This window comes from Streptomyces sp. NBC_00984 (genome assembly GCF_045162475.1).
In the GTDB taxonomy this organism is placed as follows: Bacteria; Actinomycetota; Actinomycetes; order Streptomycetales; family Streptomycetaceae; genus Streptomyces.
The window spans coordinates 886,106-908,840 of record NZ_CP108734.1; the positions used below are offsets into that span (position 1 = coordinate 886,106).

The 22,735-nt window shown below is 71.6% G+C and carries 17 protein-coding genes and 4 pseudogenes; 8 read left to right on the forward strand and 13 right to left on the reverse strand.

Annotated elements, in window-relative coordinates:
• Positions 1-23: 23 nt before the first annotated feature.
• Positions 24-317 (reverse strand): annotated as a pseudogene (locus tag OG520_RS03725) (amidohydrolase family protein); the annotation flags it as partial.
• Between the two features lies 1 nt (position 318).
• Between OG520_RS03725 and OG520_RS03730 the strand changes: the two are divergent.
• Positions 319-585: pseudogene (locus tag OG520_RS03730) on the forward strand (cytosine permease); the annotation flags it as partial.
• Between the two features lie 321 nt (positions 586-906).
• On the opposite strand, the gene OG520_RS03735 reads toward OG520_RS03730, so the two are convergent.
• The gene (locus OG520_RS03735) at positions 907-1,821 is read right to left on the reverse strand and encodes an NADP-dependent oxidoreductase (protein ID WP_399329925.1); all 915 of its coding nucleotides are present in this window, start codon (positions 1,819-1,821) and stop codon (positions 907-909) included.
• A 45-nt stretch (positions 1,822-1,866) separates the two neighbouring features.
• On the opposite strand from OG520_RS03735, the pseudogene OG520_RS03740 reads away from it, so the two are divergent.
• Together OG520_RS03740 and OG520_RS03745 are read left to right on the forward strand one after the other, a co-directional pair.
• A pseudogene (locus OG520_RS03740) lies at positions 1,867-2,291 on the forward strand (hypothetical protein); the annotation flags it as partial.
• An 89-nt stretch (positions 2,292-2,380) separates the two neighbouring features.
• On the forward strand, positions 2,381-3,028 hold the full coding sequence (locus OG520_RS03745) for a class I SAM-dependent DNA methyltransferase (protein ID WP_406012162.1): 648 nt from the start codon (positions 2,381-2,383) through the stop codon (positions 3,026-3,028).
• A 251-nt stretch (positions 3,029-3,279) separates the two neighbouring features.
• On the opposite strand, the gene OG520_RS03750 is transcribed toward OG520_RS03745, so the two are convergent.
• Positions 3,280-4,506, reverse strand: coding sequence for an MFS transporter (locus tag OG520_RS03750; protein WP_406012163.1), 1,227 nt, complete (start codon positions 4,504-4,506; stop codon positions 3,280-3,282).
• A 784-nt stretch (positions 4,507-5,290) separates the two neighbouring features.
• Between OG520_RS03750 and OG520_RS03755 the strand changes: the two genes are divergently transcribed.
• Positions 5,291-5,446, forward strand: a complete 156-nt coding sequence (locus OG520_RS03755; protein WP_266430446.1) for a hypothetical protein — start codon at positions 5,291-5,293, stop codon at positions 5,444-5,446.
• A gap of 654 nt (positions 5,447-6,100) precedes the next feature.
• Positions 6,101-6,436: pseudogene (locus OG520_RS03760) on the forward strand (phosphotransferase); the annotation flags it as partial.
• A gap of 240 nt (positions 6,437-6,676) precedes the next feature.
• Here OG520_RS03760 and OG520_RS03765 read toward each other — a convergent pair.
• Both OG520_RS03765 and OG520_RS03770 read right to left on the reverse strand, forming a co-directional pair.
• Positions 6,677-7,756, reverse strand: a complete 1,080-nt coding sequence (locus OG520_RS03765; RefSeq protein ID WP_406012164.1) for a CU044_5270 family protein — start codon at positions 7,754-7,756, stop codon at positions 6,677-6,679.
• Complete coding sequence (locus tag OG520_RS03770; protein ID WP_406012165.1) at positions 7,753-8,433, reverse strand: RNA polymerase sigma factor; 681 nt, start codon at positions 8,431-8,433, stop codon at positions 7,753-7,755. The genes OG520_RS03765 and OG520_RS03770 overlap by 4 nt, the downstream gene beginning before the upstream one ends.
• A gap of 142 nt (positions 8,434-8,575) precedes the next feature.
• On the opposite strand from OG520_RS03770, the gene OG520_RS03775 reads away from it, so the two are divergent.
• Entirely contained in the window at positions 8,576-10,141 is a 1,566-nt protein-coding gene (locus OG520_RS03775; protein WP_406012166.1) for a serine protease, read from the forward strand.
• A 354-nt stretch (positions 10,142-10,495) separates the two neighbouring features.
• A complete protein-coding gene (locus tag OG520_RS03780) occupies positions 10,496-11,530 on the forward strand; it encodes a metallophosphoesterase family protein (protein WP_399329919.1) in 1,035 nt (344 codons plus the stop codon).
• Positions 11,531-11,648: 118 nt separating this feature from the next.
• Here OG520_RS03780 and OG520_RS03785 read toward each other — a convergent pair whose 3' ends face one another.
• The 5 genes from OG520_RS03785 to OG520_RS03805 form a co-directional block, all read right to left on the reverse strand.
• A complete protein-coding gene (locus OG520_RS03785) occupies positions 11,649-12,617 on the reverse strand; it encodes an ABC transporter substrate-binding protein (protein WP_406012167.1) in 969 nt (322 codons plus the stop codon).
• Complete coding sequence (locus OG520_RS03790) at positions 12,610-14,568, reverse strand: ABC transporter permease (protein WP_406012168.1); 1,959 nt, start codon at positions 14,566-14,568, stop codon at positions 12,610-12,612. Before OG520_RS03790 ends, OG520_RS03785 begins: the two co-directional genes overlap by 8 nt.
• An 85-nt stretch (positions 14,569-14,653) precedes the next feature.
• Positions 14,654-15,703 carry a glycine betaine/L-proline ABC transporter ATP-binding protein gene (locus tag OG520_RS03795; RefSeq protein WP_406012169.1) on the reverse strand — a complete coding sequence of 350 codons (1,050 nt, stop codon included), beginning with the start codon at positions 15,701-15,703 and terminating at the stop codon, positions 14,654-14,656.
• Positions 15,703-17,226, reverse strand: a complete 1,524-nt coding sequence (locus OG520_RS03800; RefSeq protein WP_406012170.1) for a GMC family oxidoreductase — start codon at positions 17,224-17,226, stop codon at positions 15,703-15,705. Before OG520_RS03800 ends, OG520_RS03795 begins: the two co-directional genes overlap by 1 nt.
• Positions 17,227-17,381: 155 nt before the next feature.
• Positions 17,382-18,869, reverse strand: a complete 1,488-nt coding sequence (locus tag OG520_RS03805) for an aldehyde dehydrogenase family protein (protein ID WP_399329914.1) — start codon at positions 18,867-18,869, stop codon at positions 17,382-17,384.
• A gap of 461 nt (positions 18,870-19,330) precedes the next feature.
• On the opposite strand from OG520_RS03805, the gene OG520_RS03810 reads away from it, so the two are divergent.
• Positions 19,331-19,654, forward strand: coding sequence for a hypothetical protein (locus OG520_RS03810; protein ID WP_406012171.1), 324 nt, complete (start codon positions 19,331-19,333; stop codon positions 19,652-19,654).
• Here OG520_RS03810 and OG520_RS03815 read toward each other — a convergent pair.
• From OG520_RS03815 to OG520_RS03825, 3 genes are all read right to left on the reverse strand, one after another.
• On the reverse strand, positions 19,640-20,296 hold the full coding sequence (locus tag OG520_RS03815) for an SGNH/GDSL hydrolase family protein (RefSeq protein ID WP_406012172.1): 657 nt from the start codon (positions 20,294-20,296) through the stop codon (positions 19,640-19,642). The two genes, OG520_RS03810 and OG520_RS03815, sit on opposite strands and share 15 nt — an antisense overlap.
• Before the next feature lie 40 nt (positions 20,297-20,336).
• Positions 20,337-21,188: a sugar phosphate isomerase/epimerase family protein gene (locus OG520_RS03820; protein WP_399329911.1), complete on the reverse strand. Its 852-nt coding sequence runs from the start codon at positions 21,186-21,188 to the stop codon at positions 20,337-20,339.
• A gap of 111 nt (positions 21,189-21,299) precedes the next feature.
• On the reverse strand, positions 21,300-22,727 hold the full coding sequence (locus OG520_RS03825) for a chondroitinase-B domain-containing protein (RefSeq protein ID WP_399329910.1): 1,428 nt from the start codon (positions 22,725-22,727) through the stop codon (positions 21,300-21,302).
• Positions 22,728-22,735: the final 8 nt, after the last annotated feature.

Consider the following 22,735-nt stretch of genomic DNA (forward strand, 5'->3'; position numbering starts at 1 on the left):
ATGCCGCCTCGCCCCTCGCGCCGTCACAGGCCGGAGTCGCGGTGGGTGGTGCGGCCGTCGACCACGGTGAGCACGACGGGAAGGCCGACCAGGTCGACCGCGGGCGTGGTGAGCGGGTTCTCCGCGAACACGGTGAGGTCGGCGCGGTGGCCGATGGCCAGGCGTCCCGATTCGTGTTCCTCGCCTGCCGCGTAGGCGGGGTCGAGGGTCACGGCCTGGAGCGCTTCGAGGGCGGTGAGAGCCTGGCCGGGGCCGTGCGGGGGCTGGGTGAGGTCGCGGGTGGGGCGGCGGTGGCGGGCTCCGGCCATCACCGGCAAGGCCGTCTACGCCACCGACATCCTGCTGCGCCGCAACCGGTACGACGGCCGCGCGCTCACCGACGAGACCCCGGGCGGAACGTACTGGTACACCGCCGGCGTCAACCGGGCCGGCGTCACTGCTCTGGCGACCGGCACGGCAGCGGCCGTCCTGTGTGTCAGCACGGAGCTCTACGTGGGCCCGCCGGCCCGCGCAGCCGGCGGAATCGACCTCGCGCTCCCGGTCGGCATGGTGGTCGCCGCCACCGTCTACGCCCTCCCGACACGCCGCCGCCACCGTCTACGCCCTTCCGGCGCGCCGCCGCCTCACCGCAGCCGTCTCCCGGCCGCACTGACCACCCTTCCCCGGCACGGTTGTCGACCGGCCGAGCACGGCATCCTGCGCGGGAGGGGGATCGACAGCGCCGGCCTGGCCCTGCACTTCAACATGCTCGGACACCGTCAGGACGGCGTCGGCGGCATGCCCGTGTGTCTGCTCGCCGCCACCGTGCCGGAGGAAGCCGCGACGGTCGAGAAAGCGCTCGAACTCGTCCGGGCCGCGGGCCGGGACGGCGCGGGTCCGTCCCGGCCCGCCCCCGATGCCCGGCGGTCAGGGCAGCAGTACCAGCTTTCCTCGTACGTGCCCCTCCTCGCTCAGCTCCTGCGCCTTCGCCGCATCGCCGAGTGCGAAGGTCTGCGCGACCGGCACCGTCAGGCGGCCCGCCGCGGCGGTCCGGGCGTTCTCCGCGAGCCGCTCGCCGGCCCGCTCGATGCCTCCGCCCGAGAAGGCCACTCCGTACTTCGCCGCGTCCGCGTCGGCGATGGTGACGATCCGCTCGGTCGTGCCGCCGCGCAGCTCGATGGAGTCGGGCAGCGCGCCCTGCCCTGCCGCGTCGAAGACCGCGTCCACTCCTTGCGGGGCGGCCTCCCGTACCCGGTCCACCAGCCCTTCTCCGTACGCCACCGGAATGGCACCCAGCTCGCGCAGATACGCGTGGTTCGCCGGAGAGGCCGTCCCGATCACCGTCGCGCCGCGGGCCAGCGCCAGCTGGACGCCGGCCGAGCCGACGCCTCCGGCCGCACCGTGCAGCAGCAGGGTGTCACCGTCGCCGACCGCGAGCTCGTCGAGCACTCGCGCCGCCGTCTCCGTCGCGATGGGCAGGGCGGCCGCGTTCTCCCAGCTCAGCTCGGACGGCTTGAGGGCCACGGTCCCGGTGTCGGCCAGCGCGAGGCTGGCGTAGGCGCCGGTGGCACTCCAGCCGAGGACCTCGTCACCGACCACGAAACCGGTGACTCCGTCACCCACCTCGTCGACGACCCCGGCGAACTCGCTGCCCGGCGTCGCGGGGAGGACGGTGGGAAACATCTGCTCCATCCAGCCCCTGCGGATCTTGTAGTCCAACGGGTTCACTCCGGCGGCCCGCACCCGCACCCGGATCTGCCCGGGGCCGGGGTGCGGATCGGGTGACTGCACGAGGTGCAGCACATCAGGTCCGCCGAACTCCTCGAAAACAATCGCTTCCATCCCTGTCTCCTATGTCGACATGCCGCGTGCCCGGACAAGCCGCGTGTGATCCAGCGTCGATCCTCCCGGCTGCGGACCCGGCCCGCCCTCCGAGCGGTTCCACCTGGCCGAAAGGCAGTCCGCGCGGGTGACGCCGGTCGGGTTCGAGGAACATCCGCGTCGGATCGAACGCCGACCCTCCGTCGGTCCACGTGGGAGGCCGACGGCGAGGCCCTGGAACTGCTGCGGGGCAAGGCAGCCGTGTACACCTGACGCACCCGGCGCGGCGCGGTGCTGTCCTGGACCGGCTGGTGCGCCGAGTGCGGCTATGACGGGCCGGTGGTCCCGGCCCGGGTGAAGCGGCTGCCGCCGCCGGACTCCGGCACCCGCGGCACCCCGGCACCCCGGTGCGCTCGAAGACGGCGATCGACCGGCTGATCGCCCGCCGGGACGTCCACCTGCGGGCGAAGATGCCGTGGCAGCTGCTCCATTCCCTGAACCGGCGATGGCCGGGCGAACCGGCGGGGGGAGATCGTGATTCTCCCGGCTCGCCTCAGCGCCGGGAACTACTGTGGCGAGCATGGTCGAACACGATGCCCACAGCGCCACCCGCGAGGCCTACGATGCTGCCGCCACCACCTATGACCAGCTGTTCCGCGACACTCTGCGTGACAGGCCGTTGGACCGCGCGATCTTGAGTGCCTTCGCCGAGGTCGTACGTGCGAGTGGGGATGGTGAGGTCGCGGACCTGGGGTGTGGGCCTGGGCATATCACCGCTCATCTGGACCGGTTGGGGCTGGCGGCGTTTGGCGTCGATGCCTCTCCTGCGATGATCGAGTTGGCTCGACAAGCCAATTCGGACCTACGGTTCGACGTGGGCTCGATGGCCGCGTTGAACATCGCTGACGGCGTGCTGGGCGGCGTACTCTCACGTTGGTCCATCATCCACACTCCGCCGCATGAACTCCCCCTCATCCTGGCGGAGTTCCACCGCGTGCTGGCACCTGGCGGCCACCTTCTGATCGGCTTTTCGGCCAGCGACGGTCCGTCTCACCCGACGCAGGTCTTCGATCACGCAGTCGCGCCTGCCTATCGGTGGTCGCCTGATCACCTCGCCGCGATGCTGCGCGAGTCCGGGTTGACCGAGGTGGCCCGGATGGTTCGCGAGCCTGAGCCCACCGACCGACGGCAGTTCCAGGAGATCCAACTGCTCGCCCGCAAAGCCTAGGTCGCGGCTGTCCGGCCGAACGCGCGACCGCGTCCAGCTTGCCGGAAGGCGCCGAGCCCGATGACCGCGTCGGCCGAGGCAGGAAGCTCCTGGTACCGAAGTGCTGGAGTCCGCTCGGCCGGCTCCGCGCAAGAAGCCGGCCTCCAGCGCGACACGGCTGGATCCCACTTGCGCGGCTCGCCGGGATCTTCGGCCGGCTCTCCTCGCCCCTGCCGTATGCGAAGACCCCGGCGACGACCCTGCGCTCACTGTCAACTCGTGGCGTCGGGGGCGGACGCGGGCGCGGGTTGGGGAACATCGCGCATGCGGCGGAGCGGGGAGAAGAACACGAACCAGCCGGCCGCCCAGGAACCGATGAACGCCAGCCAGAGTGCGGGCCGCACCCCGATCAGCGTGCCGAGTACCCCGCCGAGGGCGCCGCCGAGCGGCAACGTGCCCCACACGACCCAGCGGACGGCCGCGTTCATCCGCCCCATCAACTCCGGCGGTGTCACCGATTGCCGGTAGCTGAGCTGGGCGATGTTGTAGACCATCCCCGAGAAGTACGCGATGCCCCAGCCCAGCGGGAACAGCAGCACTCCCCAGCCCTGCCAGGCGGCCGCCGCGATGACCTGCGGCGCGCTGAAGACCAGCATCGACACCCAGATGATGCGCGCCGAGCCGACCTTCTTGGCGAGCCGGCAGGCGAACGCTCCCCCGGCGATCCCGCCGATGGCCGCGCCCGCCATGATCAGCCCGGTCAGCGCGGGACGCACGTGCAGCACCCGGACGAGGAAGACCATCGCCAGCGCCGTACTCATGCCGCTGAACAGGTTCGCGGTGCCCGTGCACGCCACGACCCTGCGCAGAATGCTGTGCCCGAAAACGAACTTCAGCCCCTCGGCGATCCGGCGCCGCAGTGTCTCGTCCGCCGGCCGCTCCGGCGGCGGCTCCTCCCGGGTCCTGATCCCGAGGATCGACAGGGCCGAGACCGCGTAGGAAACCGCGTCGGCCGTCATCGCCCCCGCGGCGCCGAACAACCCGACCAGCCCGCCGCCCAGACTCGGTCCCCCGAGCTGCGCGAACGCCTGGGTGGTCCCGAGCTTGCCGTTGGCACTCATCAGGTCGTCGGAGCGGATGAGTGACGGCACATAACTCTGGTACGAGACGTCGAAGAACACCGAGCACACGCCCGCCGCCACCGCGACCACGTACAGCTGCGCCATCGTCAGGACGCCGAACGCCGCCGCCACCGGAACCGAGCCGATGATCACCAGACGGAGAACGTTGCAGACGATCATGATGGAACGCTTGGCAGCGCCGTCCACCATCGCACCCGCCGGCAACGCGATCACCGCGAACGCCAGCGTGGTGGCCGCGGTCAGCAATCCGACCTGGAACGTGCTCGCGTTGAGCGCGACGACCGCCAGCAGTGGTAGAGCGACCTGGGTGACCGCCGATCCCATCTCACTGACCGTCTGGCCACTCCACAGCAGCATGAAATCCCGCTGTCCCCATAGGCTCGGCCCATCGGTCTCCGACCCGACGTCCTGCACATCCTTCGCCAATTCCGTCACAGCACCAACTCCGTTCTCAGGTCCACGGCCCGGACCATGCCGCTGGTCACCAACACGCCGACACGGTGCTCTCGGTTCTCGCCGACATCTCCCGGCGTCCCGATCGAGAACCGATACCAGAACACCCCGACACCCGCTGTCCGCCCTCACCTGCACAGCCAGCAGCCGGGCCTGCCGGGTCACGCCCGCATGCCGTTCGTCCGCCTCGCCCACGGCCGGCTCGTCATCAACCCCGGCAGCATCGGCATGCCCCACGGAAGAACCGGAGCACACTGGGACCTCCTGGGCCCCGGCGTCGAACTGCGAACCACGAACTTCGACATCACTGCCGCCGCCACCCAGGTCGGTCAGGACTCGTCCTACCCCGAAATCACCGAGTGGGTCGACTACTTCCTGCACGCGCGCGCTACCGACGCAGACACCCCTCGGAGCCTTCGCCCCACGGGACGGACGCGACCACACACCGTGACACCCGCCCCCCTTCCATGCCAACGGGCAGCCGAACACCGACCACACGATCAACGACGCCTACCCATCTCGACCCCCGGTCGTGCGCCGGCCGACACGGCACCGATCGCCGCGTCCGGGTTGCCCGCCCGTCCGCCCGGCTGGCTGTTCCCGGGTTGTGCGGGCAGCCCCGGACCGCCGACGGGACGGAAGCGATACGCTCGTCTTGTAGGCACGCAATCCGATCACGGAGGCGGCCATGAGGGAGAACATCGAGTACCCGACCCCGTCGCAGGCCGAAGGCGAGAGGCTGGACGAGGACAGGGATCCGGCCGAGGAGCGGCACCCCGCCACCAGGCGCACCCAGCCGTCGCAGGCGGAGGGCGAGCGCCGCGCGGAGGACGAGGAGACCTGACAACGGGCGGTATCCGTACGGCGGCCCCCCGCCGTACGGATACGGCTGCGAAGCCCTGCGCCACCAGCGCGGCGGCCGAGGCATGGTCCCAGGCGTTGGGCAGCAGCGGGGCGGCGGCCTGGTGATGCGGACGGGCGAAGGCGGTCAGCGGGCGCTGGAGCAGGCCGTCGGCCAGGGCGTGGGCACGGCCGGGGCAGACGCGGGGTGGGGGGCCGAAGGCAAGCGGTACGGGATGTGCGCGACCGGCCGCCGCGAGATCGAGCAGCACCCGGTCGCCCGCACCTCTCCCCCGGCTCCTGCGGCGGCGGCTCGTTCGGGCGCGCGGTGCCGCCCAGTGCGGGTAGCGGCCGGTGAAGGCGAGGAGGCGATCGGCATGGCTCGCGTCGGCCTCGGTGGGGAGTGCCATGGCGTATGTGCCGAAGGAGTCGTGCACGGAGTCGACGAGCCGTGCGGCGATCTCTTCCAGTCCCTGGGCCGGCGCCTTGCCGAGCGGCAGATCCTGGCCGGTGGCCCGAGCGATGTCCCAGGCATGGATGGCGGCGTCGAGGGCGGCCGCCGAGACCGCCTGTCCGGTGTTGATCACCGCCCGTCGTCCGTCGGACGCCCGGCTGTGGGACCGGGTACGGTGCACAGCCTTCGATCGGGCACGTCCGAGTGGCCCCGGGCCTGCCTCGCCGGTGCCGAGAAGGGATTCCGAGTGCGAACCGTGGTGTTCCCCTCACCACGCTCGCGGACGACTTCGAACAGCGATTCCGGGCCGTCGCCTCCAGCGGTGTCGCCGCCGACGTCCGGCGCATCTGGGACGATGCCGTTGCGGCTCCCGGCCGGCAGGGCGCGCCGGTGCGGATTCACGGTGATCTTCATCCGGCGAATGTCGTCGTCTCGGACGGAACCCTCTCCGGCGTGATCGACTTCGGTGATCTCTGCGTCGGCGATCCGGCCACGGATCTCGCAGCCGCGTGGCTGCTCCTTCCCGCAGGCGCGGCGTCACGGTTCTTCGGCGCGTACGCACGCGCGGACGAGGCGATGATCCGGCGCGCACGAGGGTGGGCCGTCCTGCGCGGCGTTTCCCTCATCGGCATCGGCCAGGCATGGGAACAGGGCCTTCCCGGCGGCCGGCCTGGGGACGCGCGGGCCGGGCAGCGCTCGATCGACTCATGGCCTCCGGCGGCTGAGGGCTGTCGCCGCAATCCCTGGCGGGCATGCGGCGTCAGGGATACGGGACAGCCCTCAGGGAGTCTCACCGGCACGGTCGACGGCGGCCTTGGTGAGGACCGCGGAGGTGCCGACGACGGTTCCCGCCGGGCCTGCGTCGCCGGCTTCGGTGAGGACCGTGCGTTCCCCGAGGAACGCGTACGTGGTCCGGTCGAAGACCCACTGAGTCTGCTCTCCGTGTGCCGTGCGGGCGACGGCAACACCCTCGCGTCCCGTGCCGTCGTGGGCCGCGTGAATCACCGTGACCCCGGGGATCTTCGCGGCGGCCCGGTAGAGCGCGGCGCCGACCCGCGGTGGTGCCCATGTCTCGGCCAGCAGGTCACCGATCGCGGTGAAAGCGCGCTGGTCCGGGTCCTGGCCCTGTCCCCGGCTCTCGTCCCGGATCAGCTTCAGCAGGGCGTCGGGGTCGGTGGGCAGCGATGCGACGTAGGCGTGGGTGGGGTTGCCGACCGACGGGCCCGACGCGTGCAGGGTGCTCGGACGGGGCGTCGCCCCCGGTCCGTCGAGGGTGTCGACGGGCCCGTCGGTGCCGAGCCGGGTGGCGGGCTCGCCCGCCTCGCGCAGCAGGCCGGGGCGACTGCCGTCGGCGGACAGCCACACCTGCCGCGTGTGCACGGGAGGCATCGTCACGGGGCCTCCCCCGGCGCTCTGCGCGGCGTAGGCGACCTTGCTCTCGATGTACACGAACTGGTCGGCGCGGACCGTCGGCTGCTGCTCTCCGGCGGCGGCGAGTGCGATGCGGTCGAGGAGCCGTGTCGCCTCGGGAGCGCCGGTGGCCCCGCCGCCCGCGACCTCGGTGGGGACGGGCCCCGGCGCGTCCGCGAGGTTCATCACCACGACGCCGCCGACGGCCAGTGCGCAGGCTACGGCCGGCGCCGCGAACCGGACCAGATGCCGGCGCGGGCGCGTGGCCCGGGTGGTGAGCCTGCCGGCCGGTTCGACGGGGGCGGCCTCGGCCAACATTGCCTGCTTCAGCAGGAGTTCACGGTCGGGCGTCAGGCCGGGAACCGGTGGCGGGGGCAGCAGACCGGTGAGGCCGAGGCGTTCGTTCTCCTCGGCCGAGTGGTCCGTGGGGTGCGGCGGGGTGGTGTTCATCCGTGGTTCTCCTGGCTGGACGAGCGGACCGCGGGGATGCGACCCGGTACGGGCTTGTCGGGGGTGGCAGAGGGTTCGCAGCCCTCCGCCGCGGCCGGCCGGCCGGCTCCGGACCGCCCGGACCGCCCGGACCGCGCGCGTGCGGCGCGGGCCTCGGCGTCGGCGAGCTCGCGCAGTCGGGTACGGGCGCGGGAGAGGCGTGAGCGGACGGTGCCGACCGGTACGCCGAGTGCCTCGGCCGCCGCCGCGTAGTCCAGGCCTTCCCACACCACGAGGGTGAAGACCTCCCGGTCGCGGCGCCGCAGTCGGGCGAGCGCGGTGTGCGCCGCGCGCAGTTGCTCGGCATCCGCGAGGTGTGCGACCAGGTCGTCGACGAAGTCCGGGACGGAGCCACGTTCCGGGACGCGGGCGAGCGCGATGTCACGGTGCCGGCGGGCGCGTGCGTTGCGGCGCATGATGTTGGTGGCGATGCCCAGCAGCCACGGGCGCAGGCTGTCCCCTTCGGGGCGCAGCTTCTCCCGGCTGCGCCACGCCTCCAGGAAGGTCGCCGAGACGACGTCCTCGGCCTCCGCCCAGTCGCCGGTCACGCGAAGGGCGTAGCGGTACAGCACCTGGGAGTGCTCGTCGTACAGCTCTCCCAGGGCGCTGCGGTCCCCGCGGCGGAAGCGATTCCTCATGAGTGATTCCACACTCTGCTCTGCCACGTCCGTTGCGCCGGTTCCCGTGACGTGCACCACATGCGCCGCCCGGGGCCGTGACCCCGCAGCCGATGTGACGCGGCTCACGGGAACTCCGGCACCTGGCGACGCAGTGCAGGTCATGACCAATTCTTCCCTGCCCCGCCGGAGCGTCCTGCGGACCATGGCTCTCGCCGTGGCCGTGGTCGGCACCGCGACGCCCGCCCTGGACACCACGGCCTTCGCCGCCGAGCCGCAGACGTACGCCCTCACGATCAAGCACCTCGACCGCACCGGCCGCCCGACGGGGTCGTACGAGACGACCGTCACCGGAATTTCCGGTCCGGGTGCCGACGAGGTCGTCCAGCCGCACGACGCCTCCGGCACGACCACTGTGCGGCTGCCCAAGGGCCGTTATCTGCTGGACAGTTCCCTGACCTCCGGTGACGGCGCGGACGGTACGGACTGGATCGTCCAGCCGCGCCTCGACCTGGACCGCGACACCACCGTGACCGTCGACGCGCGGACCACGGCGCCCGTCGACGTACGGCCGCCCGACCGCTCGGCGGGCTTCCTGCACAGCGCGATGGTCGTCGAGGTCGGGCACCAGGGCGCCGAACGGCTCGTCAACCTGATCTCCTCCACGGCGAATCTGCGCGTCGCGCACCTGGGCCCCGACGCCGAGGCCGGATCGGTGAAGCAGTGGTTCGACGCGTACTGGACCACCAAGAGCGTCGACTACGCACTCGGTTACGTCTTCACCGGCACCCGCGCCCTGACCGGGCTCACCCGGCACCCCGCCGCCAAGGACCTGGCCACCGTGAAGGTCCGTGGCGCCGCGCTGCCGGGCACCGCGGGTACCGGGTCCGTCGATCTGCAACCGAGTGCCGGCCTGACCATCGGGGTCTCCCAGGCCCTGCCGACTCCCGGCACCGCCACCTACCTCGTGACTCCGGAACGCGGCAACTGGGACATCACCTACACGGCTCCCCGTGCGCCCGGCGGGGCGGCGAACCGCTACTCCGCCGAGGGTGTCGCCGTGCGCGCCGGAAGCACGACCACCCATGTCTTCGACAACGCCGTCTTCGGCCCCGGCCTCTCCGGCCGCCCCGGCGTCGTGCGCGACGGCGACCGGATCACCGTCGACGTCCCGCTGCTCACCGACGGCGGTGGCCACGTGCCTTCGTCGCCGTCGTACGCCTCGGCCTCGACCACACTGCACCGCGACGGCGTGCTCGTCGGGACGCAGTCCGGCGCCCCCGGCCGGGCCGAATTCACGGTGCCGCCGGGGCGCGCGACGTACCGGATCACCAGCACGGTGAAGCGCACCGGCGCGCCCGGCGCCGCCACCCGCGTGACCGCGTCGTGGACCTTCGCCTCGGGCACGACCACCGGTCCGGCCCCGGTACCGGTGAGCGCCGTGCGGTTCTCCCCCTCGCTCAGCCCCACCGGCACCGCCGCGGCGGACGCCGCACTCCGTGTCCCCGTCACGGTGCAGGGTGCCGCCGCGAACGGAGAACTCCGCTCGCTGGCCGTGTCCGTCTCCGAGGACGGCGGCGCCTCGTGGACCCGCCTGCCGGTCGAGCGCGGCGCCGTCACGATCCACAACCCGGGCGCGGGCACCGGCGTCTCCTTGCGCGCGGAGCTGACCGACACCGACGGGCACACCCTCACCCAGACCATCGTCGACGCCTACCGCACGCAGTGACTCCGCCGGACCCCGTCACCCGGACACACGGCCTCACCGTGCGGTGGTGACCGGAACGGTCCGGAGCAGGCCGGGGTGTCGACGTCGGCGTGGTGCCCGCGATCCGTGGGTTGCCCGCCGCGTCGACACCCCGGCCGGACTCGGATCGTCTGCGGCGCCGCCCCCGGCCGATCCGCAGCCGGGCGAAGAACCCGGCCGACGCCGAGGGTCGTTGAGCGACATCCGTCAGAAACACGCCACCGCTGGACCACACATTTCAAGCCATGGTCATCTGCGGTACCCCGACGGGCCATCCTGAGCGGAGACACTGCCCGCGTCCCATACGCACGGGGTGCACAGACGAAGGAAGTACCGATGGATCGCAGATCGTTCATGGCCACCACAGGCAGCGCGTCGCTGGTGGGCGGTGCGCTCGCCGCCGGCGCGGGACTGGCTGCGCCGGCGGCCGAGGCCGCTCCGCACCGGCCCGACAAGGGCCGGACGGTTCGGTTCAACATCATCAGTGACATCCAGGGCGACCTCGCCGACTTCGGCAAGGCCCTCGACGATCTGCACCGCATCAACCCCGGTAGTGCCGGCCTCGGCATAGCCGGCGACATCACGCCGCGCGGCTACGACTTCGAGTACGCGGCGGTCCGCCAGACCCTCGCTCGGCACCCGCACCCCAAGAACGTCGCGTGGGCCATCGGCAACCACGAGTTCTACGTGCCGAAGTACAGCGACCCGAACACCCTCGCCCAGGACACCTGGCCCAACGGCACCACCGAGGACTCCCTCTTCCGCAGCTTCTACAACTTCGCGGAACGCAACAAGGTCTACTCGGAGACCTCGTTCGGCGGCGTTCCCGTGCTCAGCCTGGGCACCGAGCGCTACTCCCACTACCACGACGCGAAGCTGTGGGACGAGGTATGGATCAGCGACGAGCAGTTCGCCTGGCTGGAGGACCGCCTCGCGTACTGGGCGCGCCGCCGTCGGCCCGTCATGGTGCTGACCCACCACCCGCTGCCCAACACGGTGTCGGGCACGCACAACAAGCTCTACCTCAACGACTACCTCCAGCCCGACCGGCTCCTGTCGATCCTGGGCCGCCACAAGGACGTGTTCCTCTTCTCCGGGCACACGCACTGGGACCTCAATCTGTCCGACTGGGTGGTGCGCCGCGTGGTCCCCGGCACCGGCAACCTCGAAGGGTTCACCGTCGTGAACACCTCGGCCGTCCAGGTGGGCTGGATGGACGACGGCAAGGGCGGCGAGGTCTCCCTCGGCGGTGCCTTCAACCAGGGGCTCCAGGTCGAGGTCGGTCCCCACTCCGTCGTCATCAAGGCCCGCGACTTCACCACGGGCACCTGGCTCAAGCAGCTGACGGTCCCGCTGCACACCAAGTCCTGACACACTCCGGGTCCTGACGCGGACCAGGCCCTGCCCCGCCGCGGGGCGGATGCCGCACCGATGTCCGGTGCGGCATCCGCCAGGGGCACCCGTCGGAACAACGGGCCGAGCCCGAAGCTCACTTCGGCAGCCACGCCCGCCATGTGGACTCGTTCTTCCGCACCCACCGTTCCGCCGCCTCCTCGGGCGACAGCTTCTGGTCCGCGATCATCAGCGCCACCTCGTTCTGTGCCCGTGTCGTCCAGTGGAACTTCTTCAGGAACGCGGCGGCGCTGCCGCCCCCGTCGGCGAACCGGGCGTTGAGGAACTTCCGCAGCGGGGTGTGCGGATACGCGCACGCCACCTTCTTCGGGTCGGCGTCGCAGCCCTCCTTGTACGCGGGCAGCTTCACCTCCGTCATCGGGACCTGCTCGAACAGCCACTGCGGCTTGTACCAGTAGGTCAGGAACGGCTTCTTCTCCTTGGCGAACTGCTTGATCTGCGTGATCTGCGCCGCCTCGGAGCCGGAGAAGACCACCTGGTAGTCCAGGTCCAGATTCTTCACCAGCGCCCTGTCGTTGGTGACGTACGACGGCGAGCCGTCCAGGAGCTGCCCCTTGCCGCCGCTCTCCGCCGTGCGGAGCCGGCCGGCGTACTTGTTCAGGTTCTTCCAGTCCGTCACGTCCGGGTTCGCGTCGGCGAGGTACTTCGGCACGAACCAGCCGATGTGGCCGGTCACGCCGAGCTCCCCGCCCGGCGCGATCGTCTTCTTGTCCGCGACGTAGCGCTCCTCCTGCTCCGGGTGGCCCCAGTCCTCCAGGATCGCGTCGACACGGCCCTGGCTGAGGGCGTCCCAGGCGGGGACCTCGTCGATCTGGACGGTGTCGACGCGGTATCCCAGCTCGTGTTCGAGCAGGTACTGGGCGACGGCGGCGTTGGCCTGCGCACCCACCCACGACTGGACCGACAGTGTCACCGTCCTGGCGCCGTGCGCGTCGGCGTACGGGGACGCCTGCTTGGTCATGTCCGCCGCGCCGCAGCCCGTCAGGGCCGGCAGCCCGAATGCCGCGGCGGCAGCGGCGGCAGCGGCGACGGTGCGCCTACGCATCCCGGGGCTCCTTCCCGGCCGGCTGTGTGACCCGGTCCAGCATCAGTCCGAGGCATACGATGGCCGCGCCCGCGACCAGCCCGGTCGCCAGGTCGCCCTGGGCCAGCCCGAACACCACGAGGTAGCCGAGCGCACCGCCGCCGACCAGGCCGCCGATGATGACGACGGCGAGGACGAGGACCACACCCTGATTGACGGCCAGCAGCAACGCCGGCCGGGCGAGGGGCAGTTGGACCTGGATCAGTTGCTGCCAGCCCGTCGCGCCGAGCGAGCGGGACGACTCCATCGCGACCGGGTCCACGGCGCGCATGCCCTGGGTGGTGATGCGGACGACGGCGGGCAGCGCGTACACCACGGCCGCGACGGTGGCGGGTGCCCGGCCGACGCCGAACAGCGCGACCACCGGGATCAGGTACACGAACTGCGGCATGGTCTGGAAGACATCGAGCACGGGCCGCAGCAGCCGCTCCAGGCGGGGGCTGCGGGCCGCGGCGACGCCGGTGGCGACACCGGCGACGAGGGTGACGGCGACCGCGGCCAGCACCTGCGAGAGGGTGTCCAGCGCCGGGTCCCACACCCCGAGCACCCCGATCGCGGACATCGCGAGCACGGCGGTCAGCGCGGTGCGCCAGGTGCCGATGAGCTGGGCGAGGACCCCCACCAGGAGCAGTGCGGCCCACCAGGGCAGCCACTGAAGACCGTCGCGCACCGGGTCGAGGACCCAGGTGGTGAAGCGGGCCGCCCAGTCGGCGGTGCCGCCGATGACGGGAACCCCGGAGTACAGATGCGCGGTCATCCAGTCGACGGCACGGTTGACGGAGCCCGCGATGTCCATGATCCACGCATCGGGCCACGACAGCCGGCCGGCGTAGCGGCCGGCGAGCGCGACGGCGACCGTACCGACCGCGGCGACCGCCCAGCCGAGGCCGCTCCCCCGGACGTGCACGGCGCCGATCCGCTCGCCCGCGGCAGCGGTGACACGGTCGAGGACGACGGCGAGCAGGACGACCGGCACACCGGCGGCGAGCGCCGCGCCGACATCGACCGAGGCGAGGGCCTGGTACACGCGGTCGCCGAGACCGCCCGCGCCGATCACGGACGCGATCACGGCCATCGAGAGCGCCATCATGATCGATTGGTTGACCCCGAGCAGCAGTTCCTTGCGGGCCAGCGGGAGCCGGGCGGTCAGCAGCCGCTGCCGGCCGGTCGCGCCGAGCGAGGCCGCGGCCTCCAGCACCCCGGCGTCCGCGCCGCGCAGACCGAGCGCGGTCAACCGGGCCATGGGCGGGGCCGCGTAGACGACGGTGGCGAGGACCGCGGCCGGTACGCCGATCCCGAAGACCAGCACGACCGGGAGCAGATACGCGAACGCGGGCAGCACCTGCATGGTGTCGAGCACCGGGCGCAGTGCCCGGTGCACGCGGTCGGACAGCCCGGCGGCGAGCCCGAGCAGCGCACCGAGCAGAACGGACGCGGCGACGGCGACCACCATCAGCGCGAGGGTCTGCATGGTGGGCACCCACATGCCGAGCAGCCCGCACACGGCGAACGCTGCGACGGCGGTGAGCGCCGGGCGGATGCCCGCGAGGCGCCAGGCGACGAGGCCTGCGGCGGCCGTGACCCCGGCCCAGCCGGCGGCGAGGAGCACGAGGTAGACGGCGCGTACGGACAGTACGACGGCGTTGCTGATGTGGCCGAAGAAGTACAGGAAGAGCGGGTGGCTGTCCCGGTTGTCGATGATCCAGTCACTGGCGTCGCCGAGCGGTCCGGACAGGTCGACGGCGAACCGCGCGGGCCAGCTGCCGCCGCCCAGAAGTACGGCGCCGAGGAGGAGTGCGACGAGGGCGACGCCCCCGATGATCGCGGTGCGGTGCCGGGCGAGGGCGTCGCTCAGCGGCACGCGCGCCGGGGGCGCGCCCGTCCCGGCGGCAGTGGTGACGGTGGTGCTCATCCTGTCCGCCTCCCCGGCGTGTCCGCGGCGCGGGCGGGCACGGGCACATGCGGGCCCGACGGTCCCCAGGTGGTGTGCGCGGGCATCAGGCCGCCTCCTTCTGCGGGGCGAGCCCCGCCACCACACCGAGCAGGTCCGCATGGCCGACCACGCCCACGCAGCGGCCGTTCTCGACGACGCGGGCGGTCCGGCCGCTGCGGACGACCGCCTCGATGGCTTCGTGGACCGTCGCGTCGGGGGCCAGCGCCGGGCCGTTGTCCGTCTCGACGGCTCCGGCCGGCCGCATCGCCGAGCGCACCGTCATGACCTGTTCACGCGGCACGTCGCGGACGAAGTCGCGTACGTAGTCGTCCGCGGGGGTGCCCACGATCTCCTCGGGGGTGCCGAGCTGCACGATCCGGCCGTCCCGCATCAGCGCGATCCGGTCGCCGAGCTTCAGCGCCTCGCCGAGGTCGTGCGTGATGAAGACCATCGTGCGGCCCTCCTCGCCGTGCAGCCGTACCACCTCCTCCTGCATGTCGCGCCTGATCAGCGGGTCCAGTGCGCTGAACGGCTCGTCGAACAGCAGTACTTCGGGGTCCACGGCCAGTGCGCGGGCCAGCCCCACCCGCTGTTGCTGGCCGCCGGAGAGCTGAGCGGGGCGGCGGTGTTCCATGCCTTCGAGGCCGACCTTGGTGACGAACTCCGCCGCCCGCTGCCGCCGTTCGGCGCGCGGGACCCCCTGGATCTCCAGCCCGTACGCGACGTTGTCCAGCACCGACCGGTGCGGCAGCAGCCCGAAATGCTGGAAGACCATGGCGGCGCGGTGGCGGCGCAGCTCGCGCAGGCGTGACGCGTCCATCGACAGCACGTCCTCGCCGTCGATGGCGATCGAGCCGGACGTGGGCTCGATCAGCCGGGTCAGGCAGCGCACGAGCGTCGACTTGCCGGAGCCGGACAGGCCCATGACGACGAAGACCTCGCCCTTGCGGACGTCGAAGGACACGTCGCGCACGGCGGCGGTGCAGCCGGTGTGTGCACGCAGTTCGGCGGGGCCGAGTGCGGCGAGATCCGGATCCGCCGGCACCCGGTCGGCCTTCGGGCCGAAGACCTTCCACAGTTCACGTACGGAAAAGACAGGCGGCTCGGTGTTCATCAGGCATTGCCTCCCAGAAGGTCCGCGCATTTCTCCCCGACCATCAGCACGCCGATCATCGGGTTGACGGTCGTCATGGTCGGGAAGACGGACGCGTCGGCGATCCGGATGCCGTCCAGGCCACGGATCCTCAGATCGGGTGTCACGACGGCGAGTTCGTCGCCCGCTCCACCCATCCGACAGGTCCCCGCCGGGTGGTAGACGGTGTGCGCGACCTTGCGCGCGTACTCGCCGAGCTCCTCGTCGGAGGTGACCTCGGGCCCCGGGCAGACCTCGCGCTTGAGCCAGCCGGCGAGCGGTTCCTGCTCCGCGATGCGGCGTGCGATGCGGATGCCGTCGACGAGGGTGCGGCCGTCGTAGTCCTCCTCGTCGGTGAAGTACCGGAAGTCGAGGGCGGGCTTGACCTCGGGGTCGGCGCTGGTCAGGTACAGCCGGCCGCGGCTGCGTGGCTTGGGGATGTTGGGGGTCATCGACACGCCGTGCGGGGGCCGCTGATAGCCCAGCCGTTCGGGGTTGTCGGTGAACGGGATCTGGTAGAAGTGGAACATCAGGTCCGGCCCGTCGGCGTCCGGGTCCCGGCGTACGAAGAGGCCCGCGTCGCTGTCCATCGCGGAATTCTCCGGTATCGGCCCGTCGGTCTCCCAGACGATGACCGACTCGGGGTGGTCGAGGAGGTTCTCCCCGACGCCCGGCAGGTCGTGCACGACGGGGATGCCGAGCTTCTCCAGGTCGGCGCGGGGTCCGATGCCGGAGTGCAGCAGCAGCCGGGGGGTGTCCACGGCGCCCGCGCACACGAGCACCTCGCGCCGGGCCCGTACGACGTGCTCCTCGCCGTCCTTGGTGCGCACGTGCACACCGGCGGCCCGGGTGCCGTCGAGCTCCAGCCCGAACGCCCAGGTCTCCAGGGCGATATGGAGGTTGGTCCGGTCCAGGAACGGGTGCAGATACGCCACGGAGGCCGAGGAGCGCTTGTTGTTCTCCGGGTGGTAGGCGAGGTCGAAGAAGCCGACACCCTCGTGGAACGGCTGCCTGTTGAAGCCCTCGACGCGCGGTACGTCCAGCGCGATCCGTGCGGCGTCGACGAAGTCGCGGGCGATGGCGTTCCGGTCGGCCTCGTCGACGGGGACGATGTTGTTGCGCAGCCTGGCGAAGTACGGGTCCATCGACGCCGCGTCCCAGCCCTCGGCGCCCGCGGCGGCCCACTCGTCCCAGTCGGTCGGCAGGGGCTTGAAGGCGATGAGGGTGTTGTGGGACGAGCAGCCGCCGAGCACCCGGGCGCGGCTGTGGCGGATGTGCGAGTTGCCGCGGGGCTGCTCGGTCGTCGGGTAGTCGTAGTCCAGTTCACCGCCGAGGAGACCCATCCAGCGGCGCAGGGTGAGGACGTCGTCCCGTCCGACGTCGCTGGGGCCGCCCTCGATGACGGCGACGGTGGTGTCCGGGTGCTCGGTGAGCCGGGAGGCGATCACCGATCCGGCGGTGCCGCCGCCGATGACGACGTAGTCGTAGACGTGGTTGTCGGTCATGCGCTCGTTTCCCTCTGCTCCGTCGGGTCCGATGCAAACGTTGCGTCCGTCACGTGTGGTGCGTCCGTCACGTGTGGTGCGTCCGTTGGGTCCAGTGCCCGTGCGCTTTGCTCACGTGTGGCATGTGCGTCGCGCCCGTGCTTCAGCGCTGTGCCTCAGCCCGCGAACCAGCGCACGGGGCGCGGAGCGAGGTTCTGGTAGATGTGCTTGGCCTCGCGGTACTCGGCGAGGCCGGTCGGGCCCAGCTCACGGCCGATGCCCGACTTCCCGAAGCCACCCCATTCGGCCTGCGGGAGGTAGGGGTGGAAGTCGTTGATCCAGACGGTGCCGTGGCGCAGGCGCCCGGCGACGCGCCGGGCGCGGCCCGCGTCGGCGGTCCATACGGCGCCCGCGAGCCCGTACTCGGTGTCGTTGGCGAGGGTGACGGCCTCGTCCTCCGTACGGAAGGTCTCGACGGTCAGGACGGGGCCGAAGACCTCCTCGCGGACGACGCGCATCCGGCGGTCGCACCGGTCGAGGACAGTGGGGCGGTAGAAGTAGCCGGGGCCGTCGGGCCGTTCGCCGCCGGCCCGGAGCATGGCGCCTTCCTCGATGGCGGATGCGACGAAGTCCTCGGTCCTCGCGAGCTGTTGCGCGGAGACGAGCGGCCCGCATTCGACGCCGGGTTCGGTGCCGCGGCCGAGGCGGATCCTGTCGGCGCGACGGGCGAGTTCGGCGACGAAGCGCTCGCGCAGCGACTCCTCGACGATGAGCCGGGATCCGGCGGAGCAGACCTGGCCGCTGTGGATGAAGGCGGCGTTGAGCGCCTGGTCGACGGCGGTGTCGAAGCCCTCGTCGGTGGCGCAGGCGTCGGCGAAGACGACGTTGGGGTTCTTGCCGCCGAGTTCGAGCGCGACCTTCTTGACGGTGTCGGCGGCGGCGCGGGCCACCTTCGTGCCACTGGCCAGCCCGCCGGTGAACGATACGAGGTCGACGTCCGGGTGCTCGGCGAGACGGGCGCCGACAGTGGCACCGGCGCCGGTGACGATGTTGGCGGCGCCCTGGGGCAGTCCGGCCTCCATCAGGAGCCCGATCAGCGCCACGGTGGTGAGCGGGGTGATCTCGCTGGGCTTGACCACGAAGGTGTTGCCTGCGGCGAGCGCCGGAGCGATCTTCCAACTGGCCTGGAGCAGCGGGTAGTTCCAGGGGGTGATGAGTGCGCACACCCCGACCGGCTCATGGACGACGACGCTGTGGATCTCGTCGCTCCCGGCGTCGACGACTCGTCCGCCGCTCTCGTTCATGACGAGGTCGGCGAAGTAGACGAAGGCGTCACGCACGCAGTCGACGTCGACACGCCCCTCTTCGAGGGTCTTGCCCGCGTCCCGGCTCTCCAGGGCTCCGATCTTCTCCCGGTCCCGCTCCAGCAGTGCCGCGACGCGGCGCAGCAGGGCGGCCCGCTCGGCGACGGGCGTGCGCGGCCAGGCACCGTCGTCGAAGGCGGCACGCGCGGCGGCGACGGCGTCATCGGTGTCGGCGACGGCGCCCTCCGCCACAACGGCGAAGACGCCGGCGTCGACGGGGTCGATGATGTCGCGCGTGGCGCCGGAGACGGCCGAACGCCACTCCCCGCCCACGTGGATGGTCTGTTGTGCTGCCGACACGTCGTGTTTGGCCTTTCGGTTCCGGATGTGCGTCCTGCGCCGGTCACACCCCGGCGATCTGGCCGCCTGCCCCGGGTCCGGAGAACCATGCCCTGCTTCCGGCGGAAAGTGACCCGCCTCACGCCGCGACGTGGGACCGCGCCGCTGTTCAGCCCAAATCCGCGCAGCCGCAGGTGGACCACGCCGTCACCTGCGTGTCCCGGCCGGGCCGTACGTCCGCCCCGTACGTCCCGTACGTCCCGTCCGTCCCCGGAAGTCGGCCGGCGCAGCATCGCAGCCCCCTCGGATTTCCGTGGTTCACACCTCGCACACCGATACACGGCCTGCTGCGACGATGGAGGCGATCACTGCTTCGGACCGACAACCGTTGGGGCCTTCACCGTGGACAGATTCGACCGGGCGACACGGACTTCGCCGTCGACCGATCGGAATCGTCGGTCCGGACGGCACCGGACGGCCTGGTGACGGTCGACGTGTGGGGAACCACCGAGGCCCTTGACGCGCAGGGAGACACGGGCCCGTTCGGCTGGGCGATCCATCCGCCGCGTCTCTACCTCACGGCGGTTCCCGCCACCTGGACCGGTGGCGTGGCGACCGTAAAGATCGACGACACCATGTCCGGCCTTTGCGACATCGGCCTCTACCTCCACGAGCACGGCGACGTCACCGGCGAGCTGACGCTCGATCCGGCGCGAACCCTGCGTATCAGCGGATCGGCACAGATCGGCGGACGCGCAGAATCGATCGACGTTCAGGTGGACCTCCCCCTGCTACTCCCCGAGTAGGCGCGAGTCCACCGCAGTGAGCCAGGCATCGGCGACGATCCTGTGGCCGAGGGGACTCGGGTGGACCCCGTCCGGGGCCAGCTCCGCGGCCTCCTTCGTCTCCGCGGCACGGAGCAGGGCAAGGTCCGCGCGGACCACCTGGGCTCCGTTGGCCTGCGCGGCACGGAGGACGGCTTCGGTACGGGGTGTCAGGTCCTCGAACCATTCCTTCTGGTCCGGGGTGACCGGGAGCAGGAACGGGGTGATGACGACCAGTCGTGCGGACAGTTGGCGCGTGGTGTCCGCGAGGAGGCGGTCGAGGCATGCCTCGAACTCGTCGACCGGGCTGAGGAGTCCGCGGTCGTAGCGTCGCCAGGTGTCGTTGATGCCGATCTTGACCGTGACCACGGTGGGCCGGTGGTCGATGACGTCGGTGGTCCAGCGGGCTTCGAGGTCGTACACACGGTTGCCGTTGAGGCCCTTGTTGATGACGGCGGGGCCGGGTCCGTCGCCCGCTCTGGCGTGCAGGGTCTGTGCGATCTCGCGGACGTATCCGCTGCCGAGCGATGCGGAATCCGTACGGTCGCGGCCCGCGTCGGTGATGGAGTCACCGATGAACAGGAGTGTGTCCGTCTCCTTGATGTGCATGTCCGCGATGTGCATGTCTGCCGTCCTTACGTCGGAGTGGTGGGTCGGGCGCCGCTCATCGTCGAGCCGCGACGCGCCGCAGCGTATCGGCCTCGCGCGCCAGCACCGCGGGGTCGTCGCCGGGCACGAACTCCAGGAGCGCCTCCAGGGGGACGCGTCGTTCGTTCAGCAGCTCGAAGACCCCGGTCCACAGGTCCTCACGGTCCGCCAGCCGCAGTCGGCGGTTGCCCGGCCACCACGAGAAGACATGCACCGCGCTGACCCGCTCGACGAGCTCGGAGAGCCCCGCCAGCGCCTCCTCGTCGGGAGCGTCCTGCGGCGGCTGCCAGTAGGTACGGAGGTTGTCCGCGCCCACCTCGTCCAACAGCCGGACGGTCGAGGCGACGGTGTCGGTGAGGGTCCCGGAGTGGAACTCCAGCGCGAGCTCCAGCCCATGGTCCGCGGCGACCCGGGCCGCCTCCCGCAGGCGGGCGGCGGTCCCGCTCCGCTCCTGCGGTGTCGCGGTCAGCGATCCGACTCCGCCCGCCCAGACCCGCACCCGAGGCGCCCCCAGGAGCACCGCGGCGCGAGCGATCTCGGGGAACTCGGCCGGTTCGCCCCGCGTGGCGCGGAAGTAGGAGCCGTACGAGCAGCAGGTGAGCCCGTGGTTGTCGGAGGCCTCGCGGGCCGCGCGGACGGTGTCGGGATGCTCCGGAGGCGCATGCACGTCCGCTCCCCACTCGACCACTTCCAGGCCCGCCTCGGCGGCCCGGCGTGCGACCTCGGCGGCGGGCAGCCGCCGGAAGGTGACCGAGCACAGCCCCGGCCTGGCGACGGTGGTGTCCGATCCGGTCGGCACGAGGCCCGGGGCGCGGTCCGCCGCACCGCGCCCCTGCTCCTCGCGGTCACGGCTCTCCCTGCCTGTCACGGCGTTCCCTCCCTGCGGTCGCCTCGCGGCGGTTCTTCCCTCGCCCTTTCTACGGGCCGTTCCGAAACGGTCCGCCCGCGGTGACGGGCGGACCGGATCACGGGTGACACCTCACGATGCGTTCGGACCCACGTCCGCGGTCGTGAGGGGGTGCCGGAGCGCGGGCGCGGTCGAGTACTCGTCGGCGCCGATGTCTCGGGTGCTGCCTCGCGAGTCGCCGTCGATGTCGTCGGCCACGGCCGGGCTGCCCAGGGTGGCCGCGCCGATCGCCGGGCTTCCCGCCGACAGCCGGGCGATGCCGTCCTGGCCCGTCACCAGCTTCGGGTCGGCCCGGGTGCAACCACCGGACGGGATATTGCCGTTGGACGCCGCACCCCACACCATGTTGCTCTGCCAGGTGAAGTTGGTGGTCGTCCCCATCGCGACGAGGCTCCCGGAGTCACCGACGAGCAGGTTGTCGGCGATGACCACGTCCCGGGGCTCATACGTCCGGGTCTCGCCCGAGAGCGTGCTGGAGTTGCCGATCAGGGTGTTGTGGACGATCACCGCGCGGTCGCAGGCGTCGTTGCCCCGCCGCTCGTCCTGCGTCTCGCCCGAGTTGTGGTCGCGGGTGGTACCGCTGCCGACCACCAGGGCCCGGCTCGACAGTCCGCTGAGGTAGTTGTTGACGATGAGGTGGTCGTTGCCGTACAGCCGCACCCCCTCGCTGCCGCCGATCAGGTAGTTGCCCTCCACCCTGGAGCGGTTGCCGTGGCGCAGCACGATGCCGCCGCGGCTGTTGCGGATCGTGTTGTAGCGGATGATGTTGTCGGAGGACTTCACCGAGATGGCCTCGGGGTCGCCGTTGGCGCGCTCGAACAGGTTGTACTCCACGACCGCGTGGGCGGCGGACAGTGCCCGTCCGCTGACGCCGAGGCGGATCGACTCGCCGCCGTTGTCCCCGGCGAAGGTGTGGTCGGAGAAGTAGTTCCGGAAGATGTGGATGTTCTGGGCCATGTCGGTCGAGCCGGGGCCGTCGACGACGAGGAAGATGCCGGTGGTGGTCTTGTCGTGGAAGTGGTTCCGGTCGATCTTCGTGTCGTTCGCCCGCACGACGAGCCAGTACGGGTCGCCGGTGTCCGCGTGCTGGAAGTCGTTGCGGGTCAGCCGGATCGACGAGCAGTTCACCGGGATCTCCATCGTGGTGCTCTGCCGGAAGGCGAAGCCGCTGACGGTGATGTTGCTCGAATTGGCGAAGACGAAGCTGCGCTCGCCCTTGAGCACCACGCCGCCGCGGGTCGTGGACACGATGGTGATCGGCGCGGCGCTGGTGCCGTTCTTGCCGGAGACGTTGATCGCGCCGCCCGACGGGACGGTGTAGGTGCCGTCGGCCACGACGATCCGGTCGCCGGGTGCTGCGCTGTTGATCGCGCTCTGGAGTGCGGCCAGGGTGCTGACCGGCGTGTCGGCCGCCGAAGCGTCGACCGACATCGAGGTGCTGAGGGGCACGGCGGCGAGTGCTGCCACCGCGGTGCCCCTGAGGAACGTGCGTCGTTGCATGATGCCTC